The organism is Mesorhizobium subarcticum (assembly GCF_055456085.1).
In genome coordinates this window covers 3,224,960-3,240,250 of record NZ_CM144237.1, presented here as the reverse complement: position 1 = coordinate 3,240,250, position 15,291 = coordinate 3,224,960, and the positions used below count along the sequence as shown (strand labels likewise).

The window sequence follows — 15,291 nt, the reverse complement described above, 5'->3', positions numbered from 1 at the left end:
TTTGAGGGCAAGCCGTTATCATTCCAAGCGCTTGAGCGCTCGATCTCCAGGCAGCTCCGAAAGTTCCAATTTTGCAACCGGGTCCGCACATCAGGCCATTTCACGATTCGCTCATATGTCCTGTTGTTAAGAGATAAGCGTGCGTGCATTGATTGACCGGGGGAGATTTCAATGCGCGCGCTTTCGCGGTGTTTGCAGCTTTTGGCTCAGTGGTCCGCGACGATCGTTCTCATAGTCCTCCTGATCACCTCGACAACCCAAGCCTCAGGTGCCGAGGCCAACGCCGAAAGCCGTGACTGTACCGTCGGCTGGCCGACATTTCCTGGAAGTCTTGACGCGACGCCTTGGTCCGACAAATCGGTGGTCGGCAAACCAATTGCGTTTGATTGGAAGCTGAATGGTCCTGCCCTTCGCGGCACCGCGGCATTCGAGGTTCCTGCCTATCTCGTCATCCTGACGCCTGAGGCCGTCCGGTTCGAAGGCACTGGCTTCTTCGCGCTTGCGGCCGGCGCGCAGGGACCCTACCGCATGAAGTTTGGACAGGGTCGCACAAGGGTGATCGTGCCGCTCCACACCCGGTTCTCAAAAACCGCTGGCGAGGTCTGGATCATCCCCTACCGCGCAGGCGAGATGAGCGTTGAGTGGGCCATCGTGCAGGCTGACAGCTGCGGCGAGCGTGTTTCGGAACTGTCTGACAAACGAGCGATCGAGGTCCTGCCTGGACCTCCGCAGCTCGTCGCCAGCAACCAATTCACCCGCACAGGGCCGGATCAGGAAATCACGCCCAGAGCGGGACCGTTTCGAGCAACCGTGTTTCAGGGATTTGTGGAGGTTCGCAACATCTCTACTGGCGAAATTGTGCTGCAGACGACCGGTCACGAGCCCACCTTTTCGCCAACAGGCCGCTTCCTGACCGTCGTCACCGATGAGGCACAGATCAGCGACGTGTTCGATCTGGTGGCAGAGCGCAGGATCGGGCGCTTTCAGAGCGTGGCCATGTACTGGAGTCACGCCGACAGTTTCCTCTACCTTGACCAGGAATGGGGAGCTGACATGCAGATTATTCGCACACTGCATGGCGCGCGCGAGAGCATCGACTCCGCGCCTAGAGTGGCGCTGCTTACGAGTTATCGGCAGGATGACAGCCCCTTGCCAAACGATCCTTTGGACGGCGGGATCGACACCACATCCGAAGACATCGATCCGGGCGCGCTCGGTCTGTCCTTCACGGCCGGAAGTGAGGCTTGGCGCTTCGATTTGTCGTTAGAAGGCGGCGTCATGGCATTCGTCGGCTGGAGCCTTGGCGCGCACGACTATCAGGAGCCCGGCGATGTGGTGGATGGGCTGGTCATCGATCTCTGTCGCGGCAACGCAATGATCAAGACCACCACCAGAACCGAACTCGATGCAACGCTTGCCTCTTCGTTCCAGGTTCGGGAGCCGTCTGTGGCCGGCTGGAACGCGCATGAAACGATCAGGCGCAGCTTCGATTACTACAGCAGCGAATCCTATCGTCGCATGAGAGCCGCGCAAGCAGCGGCAGATGACGCTCCCGAAGATACCAGCGGAGCCGACGACGACCCCAAACCCCCGATCGAATTCTCCGCGGAACCAACGCAGACGACCAAGGACATCGGTGCAGGTCAGGATGTTGCCGTGTCAGTGGGAGATTTCCATGTGCGCAGCGCGGTTCCCATTGCTGCGACCTCAACACCGGTGGTGGGCGCGGATATCGGCCTGGGGCTCGACTCTGGAACGGAGATTCCCGCACTGCGGTCTGGAACGCAAGCCAAGGCACTGAACGACATCGCCAGGGAAGTCTCGAAATTCTACGATCCCAAAGCCGTCAGATTCGGCAAATGGCCAGCCGACCAGCCGCTTCGATACAACACCGAGCCCTTTCCGCCGCCCGACAAAAGAGCGGGAGAGGACGGTCCGATATTGATCGATATGAACCTTCCCGGCCGCGATACATGGCGTTGGGTGGCGGGCGGCAAAAGGTACTGGCTGACCCAGACGGTCTATTCCGGCAGGCTCAGCCATTCCTTCAGTTTCACCTTGCTCGGGGAAGACGGCGGCAGCGTGCGGATGGCCGATCTGTTGGCGGATAAATCCGTCGAGGCCGATATATTAGATGCCGAAGATGGCGGCGGGTCAGGCCTCATTCAGCGCGGCGATTTGCGCACCGGACTTCAGGCGGCCTTCGACAGGCCGAGTTTCGTCTCGATTGTCGAGAGCCGTTATCTTTTGCTGGTAACGCGTCCAGTGGTCAGGTTGATCGCCTTCGATCTCAAAACCTGGAAGCCCGTCTGTGTCATTGCAAAGCCTTACAATCAAGCCGCGATCGAGCGCCTGGCGCTGATGGAAGGCGCGCGCAACATGGCGCAGATCGACAAGGGGGGCGCCGTCGAAGTGTACTCCTGCGCGAACGCAACGCGCATGCTCAGCGGAATTCTGACCGATGGTGAACTCGTTGTGACGGACGGCAGCGGCCGTTTTGACGGGTCCGCGGATGCAAGCGCCTATGTGGAATTGAAGATTCCAGGGCTACAGGGACGGCAATTGCTTTCGCAGTTTGCCAGCCAGCTTCGTTTCCCCGGTCTCGCCAACGCGGTTATCCAGGGCAGGAACCTTGGCCAGCCGCCAGCGCCGCTGACCCCGCCATCGCTCCAGGTTTCCTTCGACGAAGCTGGCGGAAAGAAGATTGCCCGGCTGGATGCCTCCAGTCTGACGGGCCTGCGCTCGCTGCATGTGCTCGCGGATGGTCGGGTGGTCAAAAACGTCCCGCTCATTGGCAAGCAAGCGCATGTCTCGCTCTCGCCCGGTGAGCTGGGCGACAGCGGCATTGCAACCGTGACGGCGATCGATATGGCTGGCCTGGCAAGCGCTCCGATCGAATTCAGTCTTGGCACCCGTGACCGGAAAAGCAAAGGGCGGCTGTTCGCGCTTGCCGTTGGCATCGACAAGTACCCCTTGATGGCTGGAAGTGACCTCAAATACGCGGTCTCGGATGCGAAGCGCGTGGCATCAACCGTGCATGCGAGCGCGCATTACAGCGGTGTCAAAATCGAAACGCTCCTCGACCAGGCCGCATCCGCCGATGCCATTAAAGCCAAGCTGAACGATATCGTTGCACGCGCGCAACCCGGCGACACCATAGTGCTGGCCTTCGCGGGCCACGGTCTGCTCGATTCCCACGGTCGCCTCAGGCTCGCACTGTCTTCGACGACAACGAAAGCGATCGAAGAAACCACGCTCGACTTCGACGAGATTGCGTCTCGCGTCGCGAAAGCCCAGGCCCGCGCGGTGGTTTTGCTCGATGTCTGCCACGCAGGCGCCTCTGGTCAGATCAATGTCGCGTCTAACGACGATGCCGTGAATTTGCTCACCACCCGATCTGGCGCGGGCGTCGTCATCATATCGGCCTCCAAGGGCCGGCAATTTAGTGAGGAGGCCGCTTCGATCGGCGGCGGCCGTTTTTCGGTGGCATTCCAGCACGCTTTGACCGACCAACGTCGCCAGACCGACAGCGACGGCAATGGCAGAATAAGCGTCAACGAACTCTACGGCGCGCTGAAATCTCGGGTCGCCGAGCAAACCAATGGCCGCCAGATCCCTTGGTTGTCCCGCAACGAGATCTTCGGTGATTTTGATCTGTTTTGAATCGCCAGCCGTTTGTGCGGGGAGAAGTCCCTCAAGTCTGGCTACGGTCGCGTCCTGCTGCTCTGGAACAACGCCAGCCTCGACCGCAACGCGGTCGAGGCGCAGGTGTATTTCGGCCAGAACCGCAATGTGCTGTACGCGGCGATTGAGAAGCGGGGGTAAGCGGGCGACGCCGACATCCGGCGCGCACGCTGCGTGAATCATCGACCGGGCGAACGTCCGCTTCGCGCCCAATTTCAGTCGTTCGGACCTATAGTAGTCTTTCCCAAAAGTGGACACGCAGGAGCAGTTTTCCTGGCATTCACATCGAATGCGTGCGCTCATTCGAGCGAGCGCTGTACCAAATCCGACAGCTGCCGCCTGTAGCGATTAGATCAAAAGTTTCCTGGCCTGCGAGAGGCCGCTGACTGTTCTGCTCGAAACACTGGCGATGGAATGTGCGGTGTTTCGACGGCATCCCCAACGCACCTTGAAGTGGGACAATCCCTCGCAGATCGCCTTTGCTACAGGGATACCAATCTCGGGTCGCGAAAGGTCTGCGAACCAGACACGCTGACCGCAAACTTCATTGATCTCATCCAGCAGGTCGTCGAGGTTTCCCGTGCCGACGTTCTGCAGGCCCGCGGCCGGCTCGCCGATGGCGAAACGGAAGTTGCGCACGTCGGCGAAACGCTTCCAGCGATCCATCCGGCAGTCGTCATCGCCAGCCGTTACATTCCTAGGTCGTTCAGTTCGTTCGGCATGGGCCTGCATTGTGGCTTCGGATTGTACCAGTTCCAGAAACGCGGACCTGGCGGCATCTACCAGATGGAAGCCGGCTCCAAAGCCAACAGCCATGCGCTCGCCGCTGTCTTCGCAGCTGACCGCCGCGACCACCATGGCCGCCCGGAAGGACGATATATCCAGAAGCCAGAGCCTTCGGCCTGTGTCGCGGCGATGCTGCCGGATAGAAGACGTCAAGCCCTCGTCATTAAGCTGCGCGACATCCAGCCGCGTTCTCAAGGAGCCTCGATGCCACCAGATGCCGGTGGCGTCTCGCTCCACGAGCTCAAGCAAGGCGCGAGTCCTTGCATCGGCCCGATTCGTGCCTGCTGCGCAGCCATTGGAGTCGACGTTCAAGCTTGCATCGTCATATGCGACATCACCCAAGCGGCCATAGCAAAGCAGTGCAGGACAGAGCGCTGTCGTGTCGTCATGGAAGCTTTGAACGTGCACCCATAGCCGAGGATTGCATAACTGATCCGGGGCAGGGATTGTATCCCAGCCGTGCCACGCTCTGTTGAGCCGGGCGCGATTGTTGATCTGCTCCTGCGAGAAGCCCAACACATCAACCGCGTTGATCCTCATTCTATCGCTCGGACTGGCGATGTGCGCTGACGCCGTGACGTCGTCGGCTCTGCAGGCCCAACTCGAAATCTCCGCCGCCTCTCCGAGGCAAGCCAACACAGCCCGGGCAGCATTGAAGCCTTTGCCACTTGCTGTAACGCGTTCCTCACTACCTTCGAACGGAGCAATATTCGACATTGCCAGGAACCCGCCTGGAACGTTGAACACTTCAACGCCAATGTCGTAACCGATAGCGAAGCGCAAAAGCGGCAGGCCATTCGCAGGCGCGGCAACAAGGGTCGCAGCAAGATTCGCCAGGACATCAAGGTCATAGGCGCTGGACCGGCGGCCCTCGACGATGCCGTCCTGGAGCAGCGTGATCAACTGGTCGCGCTGCGGCAGCGAAGCGAGCTTTATCCAATGCGGCCCTTGCAACAGCAACTTGGCTTTTCCAATATTTTAGCGTCTGCTGTTTACGCAGGGGAAGAGGTCTCCACCCATCGACCGCAACAAAGACGATAGCCGGCGGAGTTTACAATTTCCACAGACGGTCTGGCGATTAGGCTAATCGGCGGTTTCGAGCTTCGCAAGGGCGCGGAGACCCTCTCGTTGGGCAAGCGGAAGGCCTGCGCTATCCTCGCCTATCTTATGCTGAGCGGCAGGTCACGCGAGACGCGCGGGCGACTTGCGGCATTGCTTTGGAGCGAGCAGGACGAGGAACATGCGCGCGGATCGCTGCGCCAGTGCATCAAGGATCTCAGACGCCTGGCAAGCGAAACCCGGCTCAATTTCCTCACAGTGGACAAGCTCGTCCTTGGGATCGATCCGACCTCGATACGTTCCGACATAGATGAGCTTGAGCGGGCGCTTGAGGACCGCAATTATGACCGTGCCCTGCTGTTGCTGGGCAAGGCCAGAGATGGACTTTGCGCCGGATTGGACGATTGCGATCCTGTCTTCGACAATTGGTTGAGAATGCAGTCGACCATGATGACCGACAGGCTGGTCACGCGGCTCGCGGCCTGGCTGGCGGCCGAGACGGACCCAAGACAGCGCAAATCCATCGCGGCATGTATTCTGCAACTCGATCCATTTTTTGATGATGCCGTGGTGGAGACCATCCGGCGCGTCTGTCAGGAAAGCGGCTACGCCCGAGCCCGGGCCTTCTTCGAGCGCTATGCGGCCGAACTGAAAGCAGACATGGATCTGCGACCGCCAGGTGAGATACTGCGCCTTGTGGAGGCGCTCAAACCGGGCAAGGGCGAAGAGAAGCACGCAACTGCCCCGGGCCTTGTGCAAAGCGATCACCACAGCCTCGTCCCGGGAAAGCCGATGATCGCCATCATCATTGCCAGGCGCGAAGCGGAAAACGAACATCTCCAATTTGCCCTGGCGACAGAGCTTCTGGCATCGATCTCTCGCTTCAGGCATTGGACTGCCCTGTCGACGGAGTTGCAAACGAGCCGCATCTCGTTTGAGGAGGTGCGCGTTGCCGCGGGCGAAAACGTGGATATCGGGGTGCTTATCCGCCTGATCGACGCCGACGTGCCAGCCGTGTTCGAGATCTCCTGCTATGACTTCCTGCAAGGCGGGGAAGCCTTCAGGCTGACTGTTCCTTCTGATCCGTCGTCCTGGCGCTCGGCCTTCAATGAGGTCTGCGCGCGTTTTTCCGCGCGCCTGCAGATCGCGTTGTCCAGTGCAAGGCTGCACCGGATATCGCAGACCTCACCAAACCATTTTTCAGCCTATGATTGCTGGCTGGACGGTCAGCGCCTTTCCCTCATGTGGCGCAAGGATACTGAGGAGGCCGCCATCGCCCGCTATGAGGAAGCAATCCGGCTTGATCCCGATCTGTCCTGCGCCTATTCCAGCCTCGCAGCGGTGCTCAACTCGCGCTGGATCGTTGTTCCGGGAGCGCCTTCAATCGAACAGGACCTCACGCGCGCATTCGAACTGGCCAAGCGTTCGGTCTTGCTCGACCCATTCGACCACCGCAATCAGGTAAACCTGGCCTGGAGCCACCTCCTGGCCCGACGCTGGGATCTTGCGGATTTCCACTTCAGCCTGGCGCATGAGCAGAATGCCGGCAATCCCGCGACGCTGATCGCCTATGCCTTGGCCAGCTCGTTCATGGGAAATCACGAGCGGGCGCTTGAGCTTTCGAAGCGGTGTTTCGAACTCAACCCGATGCCTGATGCGCACTATCACGGCTATCAGGCGACCATTGCCTTTTTGGCCGACGATCTTGAGGGGTGCGTGGACGCCGCGGCCAGGTGCGACCAGCTGTTCGCCGACATCCATGGCTGGTCGGCAGCAGCCCTAGCGCTGCTGAAACGCAATCGCGAGGCCGGGGACGAGTTCAGGCGTTTCCTGCGCAACTTTTCGGCGGCATGGCAAGGCCAAGGCAGGCCCGATCGCGCGCTCGCCGTCGATTGGTTCAGTACCGCCTTTCCCATTCGCCACCCGGCCGATCAGGTGAAGCTGGCACGCGGCATCGAACTGGCAGCCCAGTCCGGCTGAAGCAACAATCCTGAGCTATCCCGCTCCGGATTCTACTTGCAGCGCGACATGACATAGTCGCCGAGGCGGCTGTGATAGGCACGCAAACGGTTTGCCTTGATCTGGTCGGGCGGGCCGGCGTTCGGATCGGTCTTGTAATGATCGGGAAATGTGTAGTCCTCACCGGGTCCATCCGCCGGCGCAATGGTGGCGATCGTTTGCTCGACGTCGCCGGTGAATGGAAAGGCGATGTGCGCGATCAGGTCTTCGTCGAAGTGTGGTTTGATGGTGATCTCCTCCCAGGTTTTGTCCCTGGGGGTCATGAACCCACGCAGCAAGGCCTTCATCGCCTCCTGATCTCGATTTCTGAAGATTGCTTGTTTGGCCGGATCCTTGATCAGGTCCCGGATGAATTCGCCAAGCGCCTCGAACTGCACATCTTTGAACTTCACCATGTTCACTTCCCCCATTAAACCAGATTGAAACCTGTAGGCCGCCGCTATCGGCGCTATCGAAAACCCTGACTGTTGATCAGGCCGCCAAGCACGTCGTCCGGAACCTTGGCAGTATCATTGAGATCGAGAAGTCCTGCCAGCGTTTTCGGCTCCACGTCCGGAATGAGCCTGCCAGAAGAGAGATCCGTATCGGCGGCTTTGAACAGTGCGGATGCGATCGTGGCGGCCACAATATAGGAGCCGACCGGGCCAAGATGGCTGCCGTCATTGCCAAGAACAGACGCCTCCTGGATAATGTAGTAGGAGAGAGGCGTTCGGCTCAGGAACTCCGGGTAACGTTGCAAGGCGGCCTGAAGGCGGCCGGAATTGTAGACGTAGCGCTTGGCACAAGCCGCCGTGGGCAGCATGTCATTGCCCGTCAGGACCGGCACATCGATGCTGTTGTCACCCAGAGCGCTCTTCACCGCACCGGCCACGTCCTGACCGGATGGCAACCCCAGGTCATAGCAGCGCCAGCAATCCATGAAGGCGACAGGCCGGACTGTGCCGTTCAATTCCGAACTCAGGCCGGCAATCGTCAGTTCCTTCGAAAGGAATGGTCCTATGCGCCGGGCACTTTGAGCTTTCGACGGGGTGTGCGCCGGGGCAAACCGGCTCCAATCGACGATCCAGTTCTCGGGTATCGGAATCTCCCCACCCGGGCGCAGGCTGGAGAAGGACAGCATTCTGCGCAAATTGGCTGGGTCGTCGGCCGAACTGTCGTTGACGACATAGAATTGCCGCACCATGGCGTGGGCAAAGCGCGACGCTCCGAAGGTGAATTCCAAGGGCAGCGCATTGAACGTCTCAAGCGCCGAGACTCCCGTGCCTTGAAAATCGTCGCTAGCGAAAAAATGATCCCATATGCCGGGAGCCAGGACCTTTCTCAGATAGTCGTTGATGATCACGGTACGATAAACCGAGGTCAGGTAGACCCTGGCACGCCTGTAGGCTTCGGCCGGATCGGGCGTGCCGCTGCCGAGCAGCAGATCCACGATCCTGTTGTGGATGCACATGAGCGTGCACAGCAGCTGCGAAAGGACAAGGTTGTCGTCGTTTCGTGGGTCTGCCACCAGGGGCCGATAGGGCGACCGCCGGCCCTCGACACTGATGAACTTGCCCGACATGTCGATGCGCGGCAAATCGCGCCCCGGCACCGTTTTGCGATCGACCGGAAGAATACTGTCCTTCATGCAGGGCAAGCCGATCGGAAACCTGCAGGCGGTCAGATTCGCTCCGTCGGGTACATCGTAGAGATGGGCGTCGACGATGGGCCCCCTTCCATAGAGCCCCGAAAGATCAAGACCTTGCGAGGACGCGTTCTTCAAATGATGGGTTTTGCCTTTCGGTTGGGGTAACCCGAATATCTGGCTGAAGACGATGTCGTGGAACACGAATTGACCGAAATAGGTAAAGCCGGCCGGTGTCTGGCTGAGATCACCGTCCTCGAGACCATCGCTGGGGCCAACCATTTCCGTCGTGATGTCCAACAAGGCTGCCTTGGTGCGGTCGACGGCGCTCTCGTCTTCGGTTGCCGCGAACAAGGCGATTGGCATGTCCGCCAGGGACGGGAATAGCCTAATGCCTTGCAAGGTTGGCTTGTCGTTGAGCCCATCAGTTGAGCTCTGGTTTGACCGGTTCGGTATGTTAGCGGCTTCGAAGGAGGACGTTTCGCCGTGGAGCATCGAAGTAACCCTCGTTTTCCAGATCATGAATGCGGCCAGGCCAGTAGCTTGGCATGAATCGGGAAGTTGAAACAGACTTGCCCGTCGTGGCGGGAATGTCGCGGCGCCAGAGCAGCCTGACATGCCGAAGCGATCACGGCACTGACGGGTCGAGCTTTGGACCCGCCGAGACGGCGGCGAAGAGTACACAGGACAGAATGACGCCCGCACCCAGAAATCCGTCGGGCGAAAGCCGCTCACCGAGCAGGGCAGCGGCGGAAATAGCAGCGAATACGCCCTCTCCGCTGCAGATCACCGCCGCATGGGACGAGGTGGTGTAGCGCTGTGCGGAAGTCTGCAGGCAAAAGCCGACGGCGGTCGAGAATACGCCCAGCATGATGAGCTCGGGCCACGCTGCCGCAATTGCAGGAAACGTCATCTTCCCCTGCAGCGCGAAAGGCAGAGTGGCAACGGCCGTACCGACGAACTGCGCGACCGCTGTCGCGAAGGGATGGCCATGCGCCTGGACATGTCGTCCGAGCTCGACCGTCCACACCGCAAAGCAGATTGCGGTCAGGATGGCGAACGCATCGCCAACGGTTGCAGAACCATTGAAGCCGCCCGCCAGGAGGGCTGATCCCACGACCGTCAGAATTGCGACGAACAGGATCAGTGCACTTGGACGCTCCCTCATGATCAGCCACGCGGCGATCGGCGTGATGACGGTGGAAGCGCTGATGAGGAGGCTCGAATTCGTCACCGTCGTGCTGACATAGGAAAGTTGCTGGACCACGCAGCCGAGGGCAAATAGCAGGACCACTCTCGTCACACTTGGAAGCCAGCCGGTGTTGGCAAGGGGGGCACGCTCCCGCACCGCGAACGGCAACGTCACCAGTGCGGCGATCACGCTGGTCAGGAAAACAACCGCGATCGGATCGAGGTGGGCCAGTATGGTCTTGTGGAACACATTGCCCACCCCCCAAATAACCGCGGCAAGCATCAGCAAGGAATTTGCCTTGAATCTGGACATGACTGATCGCATCGCCGCAGCGGGCAATGGCTCCAAAGGTTTGTGATCGGGTTTGAAAGTGGTGACCAGGGTCGACCGTCCCCGTCATCGTCGCGGTGAACGGTCCTGCCCGGAAGAATGCGCCTGTTGCTGCCCGAACTCGTGAACTATCCGGGGCCGGCACTCGATACATGGGATCTGCGCAAGACAGGGATGGTGGGCAACAGGACGGGCTTTGGCGGTTCGTTGTGCTCGAAACGGACGCTGCGCTGAAGAAGCGGAAGGATGTCCTCCGGGGTTGCCGAAACCATTTGCGTGCATCGAGTTGACGAGTTCATGAAGCCAGCTTCGGACATGCTGTCGAAAACGCCCAGAAGTGGCGACCAGAAGCCTTTGAAATTCGCCAGGACCAGTGGCTTGCAGTGCCGTTCGAGCTTGCGAAGCGTCATGACCTCGGTCAGTTCCTCAACGGTGCCGATACCGCCCGGCAAGGCCACAAAGGCATCAGCGTAGTCGAACATGAGCTGCTTGCGGATGCTCATGTCGGGAACTGAAATCGTCTGGCATCCCGATGACAGCATCCTCATCCGCTCGACCAGGAACTGCGGAGTAATGGCGACCACCGTTCCACCCGCTTCGGCAGCGGCAATGGCAACCTGGCCCATCAGGCCGTCACAGCCGCCGCCATAGACCAGGCGAATGCCGGCTGCGGCAATTGCCTCGCCAAGGATGGTGGCGCAGCGGGCGTGGTCAGGATCGTTGCCAAGCATGGCGCCGCCGAAAACGCAGATCGTGCCGATGCGTCGCTGCGAGGGATAGGAACGGCCGATCTGTTCCGCGGAATTGTCGAATGGCGATCCGAACATGGTGTCTCTCCAACTGAGGTTGAATTGCGAGGCTGGATCAGCTCGCGGCGCGATCATGGGCGGCGCGAGGATGGCTCGAACGAAACAAAAGCAGGTCGGCCCAAGACCAAAGCAGGTAACAAGCAACAAGCGTGGCAGGGGTCGACCAATGCGCCTGCTCGGTGCTTTCGATTTGAAATAGCGAGGCGTGAAGGTCGTATCCGGCCGCGACCAGGGCGGGCAGACGGCTCAGGAGAACCATCGTGCGAAACGGGTCGAGGTTGTACGCGGGCAAATTGAGGATCTGGGCGCCGGGGCGGTGGCAGGCACTGCCGAATTTTCCGAAGGAATGAAGCACGCCCGATGTCAACGCCAGCAATGGATGGCCAAGTTCAAACAGGGCCAGACCAAGGAAAACGGCACCGACGCCGGACAGGAAATCACCGAGGCGATTGAGATTTTCCCTGGGCTTGAGACGTCCTTCCAGGCACGATGATAGACTTCACCGCTAGCGAAGAAGATCGCCGTCGCCGAGGTCATTGCGATCGCTGCGAAATTGCCCGTCAGATAATCGCCTATGGCGGCCGGCGCGCCTGCCAAGGGAAGTTGGTTTAGATCGTTGGATGCAAGAACCTGCGCGGTAACCCCCTGACAGAGACCGATGAGGTTTCCGATGTTGTAGGCGCCACCGGGGCCAGCCATCCGATCCGTCAATGTCTTGCGCAAAGCTGGCAGGTGCATCTGTGGGATGGTCAAAGAAAATGCTCGATCACGAGCCGGATGTTTGCCTGCAGCCGCGTTCAGCGATTTGTCGATGTTGAGCGTCATCTCGGGTTCCTCCTTGATGACGCATGCTTTGCGGCCCTCTGCGTGATCCAATCGTGAATTGCGCCACCGTGCGTCCGAGACTTCGGTTCACATTGGCGCCGCACCAGCTGACAATTGCCCCTTTGGGCCAGCGGCACTCGCTTGGTCGCCTCGTCTTGCGACAGCGACGCCGACGCGGATTGGAAAAGGCTTGTGATCCCCATCCATCGGCATGCGAAGCGCCGGGAGCAGGCCCGTTTCAGTTCACAGTGAATTCACGCTGGATTGTCCAACACATCATCACTGCAAGGCCTTTCGACATTCGTCAGAGCGGGCGGCCGAGCGGTTGACAATGAACCTCAACGCAAACGTAGAAGGAATTCGATCATGCTGAGCACCTTGACGAAAACACTCGCTTCGGCCTCGACAATTGCCGTTCTGATGATCCCTCTGGTGGCACCCAGTACAGCCTACGCCAACAGCACCACCGTGCCGCGCAAATGCATCAACGGCGTTTGCGGCTCGGTGAAATACTATGGCGGCAAGGTGCGCATCTCGCTGTCCAGCAAACTCTCGAGGACCACGCATTTCAATTTCAAGACCAATCCTGGGGACCAGATCGAAGTCGGCAACGGCTATTCGTTCGACAGGGAGCCGGGCGACAGCGGCACATACAGTGCACAGGCCTGCGACCGCGGCGGCTTCGGCGCTCGGTCGACCTGCACCAAATGGGCAACCTTCGACTGGAACAGCGGCGCGCAGGAACAAGAAGAGGAACAGTGATCGTTCTCCTTCCCCGCGAACCTGTCGTCGATGGCACGGTTGCCGTGTCAGTGCATTAGGTGACGGCAAACAGTGCATCGGGTTTTCAGAGTTTACGGCATAACCTGATCTTTCGGTTTCCAATCCGGCGCATCTCGGGGGATCTGGGGTGCGCCTATTTGCATCCTCTTTCTGGGTGTCTGAACCGAGCCTGCCACAGAACGGCTGCTTCTGAGCAAATCTCCCTGTAACACGACTGTCCGGTAGCGCCCAATGCCTGACCTCAGCAACCCATTGATCTGAGCCCTGCGCCCCTCCCCCTCACACCACCCGCGCCCTGCCCCCAAAACTCCGCATCAGCCCCTTCGGCAAAAACAGCATCGCCAAAATTATCGTCAGCCCCGAGATCACCGGGTGGTAATCCGGCACCACGATCCGTGCCAGATCGAACACCGCATACATCACGAAGGCGCCCAGGATCGGGCCGAGCAGCGTGCCGGTGCCGCCGACGACGGTCATCATCAGGGGCAGGAGCATCCAGTCGAGGTCGAAGACCGAGTCCGGGCCGACGTGGAAGATGTAGTAGGTGTAGAGACTGCCGGCGATGCCGGCGATGAAGGCGCTGCCGGCGAAGGCTGATACCTTGACCTTGAGCACGTCGATGCCGTTGGCCGACGCGGCCATCTCGTCGTCGCGCACGGCAATCAGTGCCAGGCCGTAGCGCGAGCGCATCAAGAGGTGGATGGCGAGTGCGGTGCCCACCATCAGGCCGAGCCCGACCAGATAGTGCGGCAAGAGCGTGTCGAAGGTGCCGGCGGGCGCGACGACGCCGAAGGCGCCGCCGGTGAAGTCGCCGCCATTGATGAACATCACCTTGACGATCTCGCCGAAGCCGAGCGTGCCCAAGGCGAAATAGTCGCCGCGCAGTTTGGACAGCAGCGGCAGGCCGATGATGACAGCGGCGAGCGCCGCGACCAGCCCGCCCATCACCATCGTCACCGGATCGAAATAATAGATGCGCGGATAGGCGTCATAGAGCGAGCCCCAGAGATAATTGCCGCTCCACAGGATGGCAGTGGTGTAGGCGCCGAGGCCGAAGAAGGCATGGTTGCCGAGGCTGATCTGGCCACCGAAGCCGGCGACCAGGTTCCAGCCCTGCGCCATGATGGCGTAGATGAAGACGAAGAACAGGAACGAGAAGGCGTAACTGTCGATCGCGCCGGGCAGCAGCGGCAGCAGGGCGAGCACGGCCACGACGGCGACGGCGATCCCTATCCAGGCTTGTCTTGGCCAGGCTCGTTCCAAAGAGGCTTGCTTCAACATGGCGCTCAAGCCTTCTTGTAGGGCCGGCTGAACAGGCCTTCCGGTTTGAACATCAGCAGCGCCAGGAACACGCCATAGGCGATGGCGTTGGTCCAGCCGCCGGAGATGAAATACTGCACATAGGCCTCGATCAGGCCGAGGATGATGCCGCCCGCCAGCGCGCCCGCGACATTGCCGATGCCGCCCAGCGCCAGCGCCACCAGCGCCTTGAGGCTGAAGATGAACCCGGCAAAGGGATTGAATGGGAATGTGGTTGCCACCGCCACGCCAGCGGCACCCGCCAGCGCGATGCCGATGGCAAAGGCAATGGCGTTGACGCGGTGCGGGCTGATGCCCATCAGCGTCGCCGCTTCCATGTCTTCGGAAGCGGCGCGCACCGCCTTGCCGACAATCGTCTTGCGCAGGAACAGCACCACCAGCCCGGTGCCGGCGAGCGCGATCAAAAAGCCCATCGAGCGGGTGAACGAGGTGCGCACGCCAAGAATTTCGATTCCGCTCGCCGTGTAGGAGGTGACGATCGCCGCGGTGTTGCCGCCCCAGATAACCGTCATCAAATTCTGGACTAGGAACATCAGGCCGACCGCGATGAGCAGCGAGATGTTGCGGTCCTCCGCGGCCGCCGCGCGGCGGAACAGGCCCTGATAGATCAGCCAGCCGACGACCAGCCCGACCGGCACGACGATCAGCAGCGACAGGAACGGGTCGATGCCCAGCCCATAGAACAGCGCCCGCACGAAATAGGCGGCCAGGATGATCATCGCGCCCTGCGCCAGGAAGATCAGCCGCATGGTGCCGAAGATGAGGCTCAAACCCACGGCGGCGACGCCATACATGGCGCCACCCAGCGCGCCGTTGAGCGACAGCTGCAGCAGGATGTCGGGAGGCGGCAGGTTGACCAT

At 60.3% G+C, this 15,291-nt stretch carries 13 protein-coding genes; 4 read left to right on the top strand and 9 right to left on the bottom strand.

Annotated elements, in window-relative coordinates; genetic code table 11:
* Positions 1–171: 171 nt before the first annotated feature.
* Entirely contained in the window at positions 172–3,663 is a 3,492-nt protein-coding gene (locus ACZYHG_RS15715; protein ID WP_464614580.1) for a caspase family protein, read from the top strand.
* Positions 3,664–3,675: 12 nt separating this feature from the next.
* Positions 3,676–3,825 (top strand): hypothetical protein, encoded by a 150-nt coding sequence (locus ACZYHG_RS15710; protein WP_464614579.1) that lies wholly within the window; start codon positions 3,676–3,678, stop codon positions 3,823–3,825.
* A gap of 207 nt (positions 3,826–4,032) precedes the next feature.
* Here ACZYHG_RS15710 and ACZYHG_RS15705 read toward each other — a convergent pair whose 3' ends face one another.
* On the bottom strand, positions 4,033–5,430 hold the full coding sequence (locus ACZYHG_RS15705; RefSeq protein ID WP_464614578.1) for a YcaO-like family protein: 1,398 nt from the start codon (positions 5,428–5,430) through the stop codon (positions 4,033–4,035).
* Positions 5,431–5,598: 168 nt separating this feature from the next.
* Between ACZYHG_RS15705 and ACZYHG_RS15700 the strand changes: the two genes are divergently transcribed.
* A complete protein-coding gene (locus ACZYHG_RS15700; RefSeq protein WP_464614577.1) occupies positions 5,599–7,509 on the top strand; it encodes a hypothetical protein in 1,911 nt (636 codons plus the stop codon).
* Positions 7,510–7,541: 32 nt separating this feature from the next.
* Here ACZYHG_RS15700 and ACZYHG_RS15695 read toward each other — a convergent pair whose 3' ends face one another.
* From ACZYHG_RS15695 to ACZYHG_RS15670, 6 genes are all read right to left on the bottom strand, one after another.
* Positions 7,542–7,943 (bottom strand): hypothetical protein, encoded by a 402-nt coding sequence (locus ACZYHG_RS15695; protein WP_464614576.1) that lies wholly within the window; start codon positions 7,941–7,943, stop codon positions 7,542–7,544.
* 53 nt (positions 7,944–7,996) lie between these two features.
* Positions 7,997–9,538: a peroxidase family protein gene (locus ACZYHG_RS15690; protein ID WP_464614575.1), complete on the bottom strand. Its 1,542-nt coding sequence runs from the start codon at positions 9,536–9,538 to the stop codon at positions 7,997–7,999.
* 262 nt (positions 9,539–9,800) lie between these two features.
* Positions 9,801–10,676, bottom strand: coding sequence for a DMT family transporter (locus ACZYHG_RS15685; RefSeq protein ID WP_464614574.1), 876 nt, complete (start codon positions 10,674–10,676; stop codon positions 9,801–9,803).
* A 146-nt stretch (positions 10,677–10,822) separates the two neighbouring features.
* Positions 10,823–11,521 (bottom strand): LOG family protein, encoded by a 699-nt coding sequence (locus tag ACZYHG_RS15680; protein WP_464614573.1) that lies wholly within the window; start codon positions 11,519–11,521, stop codon positions 10,823–10,825.
* A gap of 37 nt (positions 11,522–11,558) precedes the next feature.
* Entirely contained in the window at positions 11,559–11,879 is a 321-nt protein-coding gene (locus ACZYHG_RS15675; protein ID WP_464614572.1) for a hypothetical protein, read from the bottom strand.
* Entirely contained in the window at positions 11,867–12,328 is a 462-nt protein-coding gene (locus ACZYHG_RS15670; protein ID WP_464614571.1) for a hypothetical protein, read from the bottom strand. The genes ACZYHG_RS15675 and ACZYHG_RS15670 overlap by 13 nt, the downstream gene beginning before the upstream one ends.
* A 366-nt stretch (positions 12,329–12,694) precedes the next feature.
* Between ACZYHG_RS15670 and ACZYHG_RS15665 the strand changes: the two genes are divergently transcribed.
* Complete coding sequence (locus ACZYHG_RS15665) at positions 12,695–13,090, top strand: hypothetical protein (protein WP_464614570.1); 396 nt, start codon at positions 12,695–12,697, stop codon at positions 13,088–13,090.
* 300 nt (positions 13,091–13,390) lie between these two features.
* Here the strand turns inward: ACZYHG_RS15665 and ACZYHG_RS15660 are convergent, their stop codons facing one another.
* Together ACZYHG_RS15660 and ACZYHG_RS15655 are read right to left on the bottom strand one after the other, a co-directional pair.
* Complete coding sequence (locus ACZYHG_RS15660; protein WP_464614569.1) at positions 13,391–14,392, bottom strand: branched-chain amino acid ABC transporter permease; 1,002 nt, start codon at positions 14,390–14,392, stop codon at positions 13,391–13,393.
* A 5-nt stretch (positions 14,393–14,397) separates the two neighbouring features.
* Positions 14,398–15,291, bottom strand: a complete 894-nt coding sequence (locus tag ACZYHG_RS15655; protein ID WP_464614568.1) for a branched-chain amino acid ABC transporter permease — start codon at positions 15,289–15,291, stop codon at positions 14,398–14,400.

Bases quoted from the DNA above. Each gene is read 5' to 3' on its own strand.
- ACZYHG_RS15665 (WP_464614570.1), top strand. From the start codon at position 12,695: ATGCTGAGCACCTTGACGAAAACACTCGCTTCGGCCTCGACAATTGCC.
- ACZYHG_RS15680 (WP_464614573.1), bottom strand. From the start codon at position 11,521: ATGTTCGGATCGCCATTCGACAATTCCGCGGAACAGATCGGCCGTTCC.
- ACZYHG_RS15660 (WP_464614569.1), bottom strand. From the start codon at position 14,392: ATGTTGAAGCAAGCCTCTTTGGAACGAGCCTGGCCAAGACAAGCCTGG.
- ACZYHG_RS15715 (WP_464614580.1), top strand. From the start codon at position 172: ATGCGCGCGCTTTCGCGGTGTTTGCAGCTTTTGGCTCAGTGGTCCGCG.
- ACZYHG_RS15685 (WP_464614574.1), bottom strand. From the start codon at position 10,676: ATGTCCAGATTCAAGGCAAATTCCTTGCTGATGCTTGCCGCGGTTATT.
- ACZYHG_RS15690 (WP_464614575.1), bottom strand. From the start codon at position 9,538: ATGCCAATCGCCTTGTTCGCGGCAACCGAAGACGAGAGCGCCGTCGAC.
- ACZYHG_RS15655 (WP_464614568.1), bottom strand. From the start codon at position 15,291: ATGGTCAACCTGCCGCCTCCCGACATCCTGCTGCAGCTGTCGCTCAAC.
- ACZYHG_RS15670 (WP_464614571.1), bottom strand. From the start codon at position 12,328: ATGACGCTCAACATCGACAAATCGCTGAACGCGGCTGCAGGCAAACAT.
- ACZYHG_RS15695 (WP_464614576.1), bottom strand. From the start codon at position 7,943: ATGGTGAAGTTCAAAGATGTGCAGTTCGAGGCGCTTGGCGAATTCATC.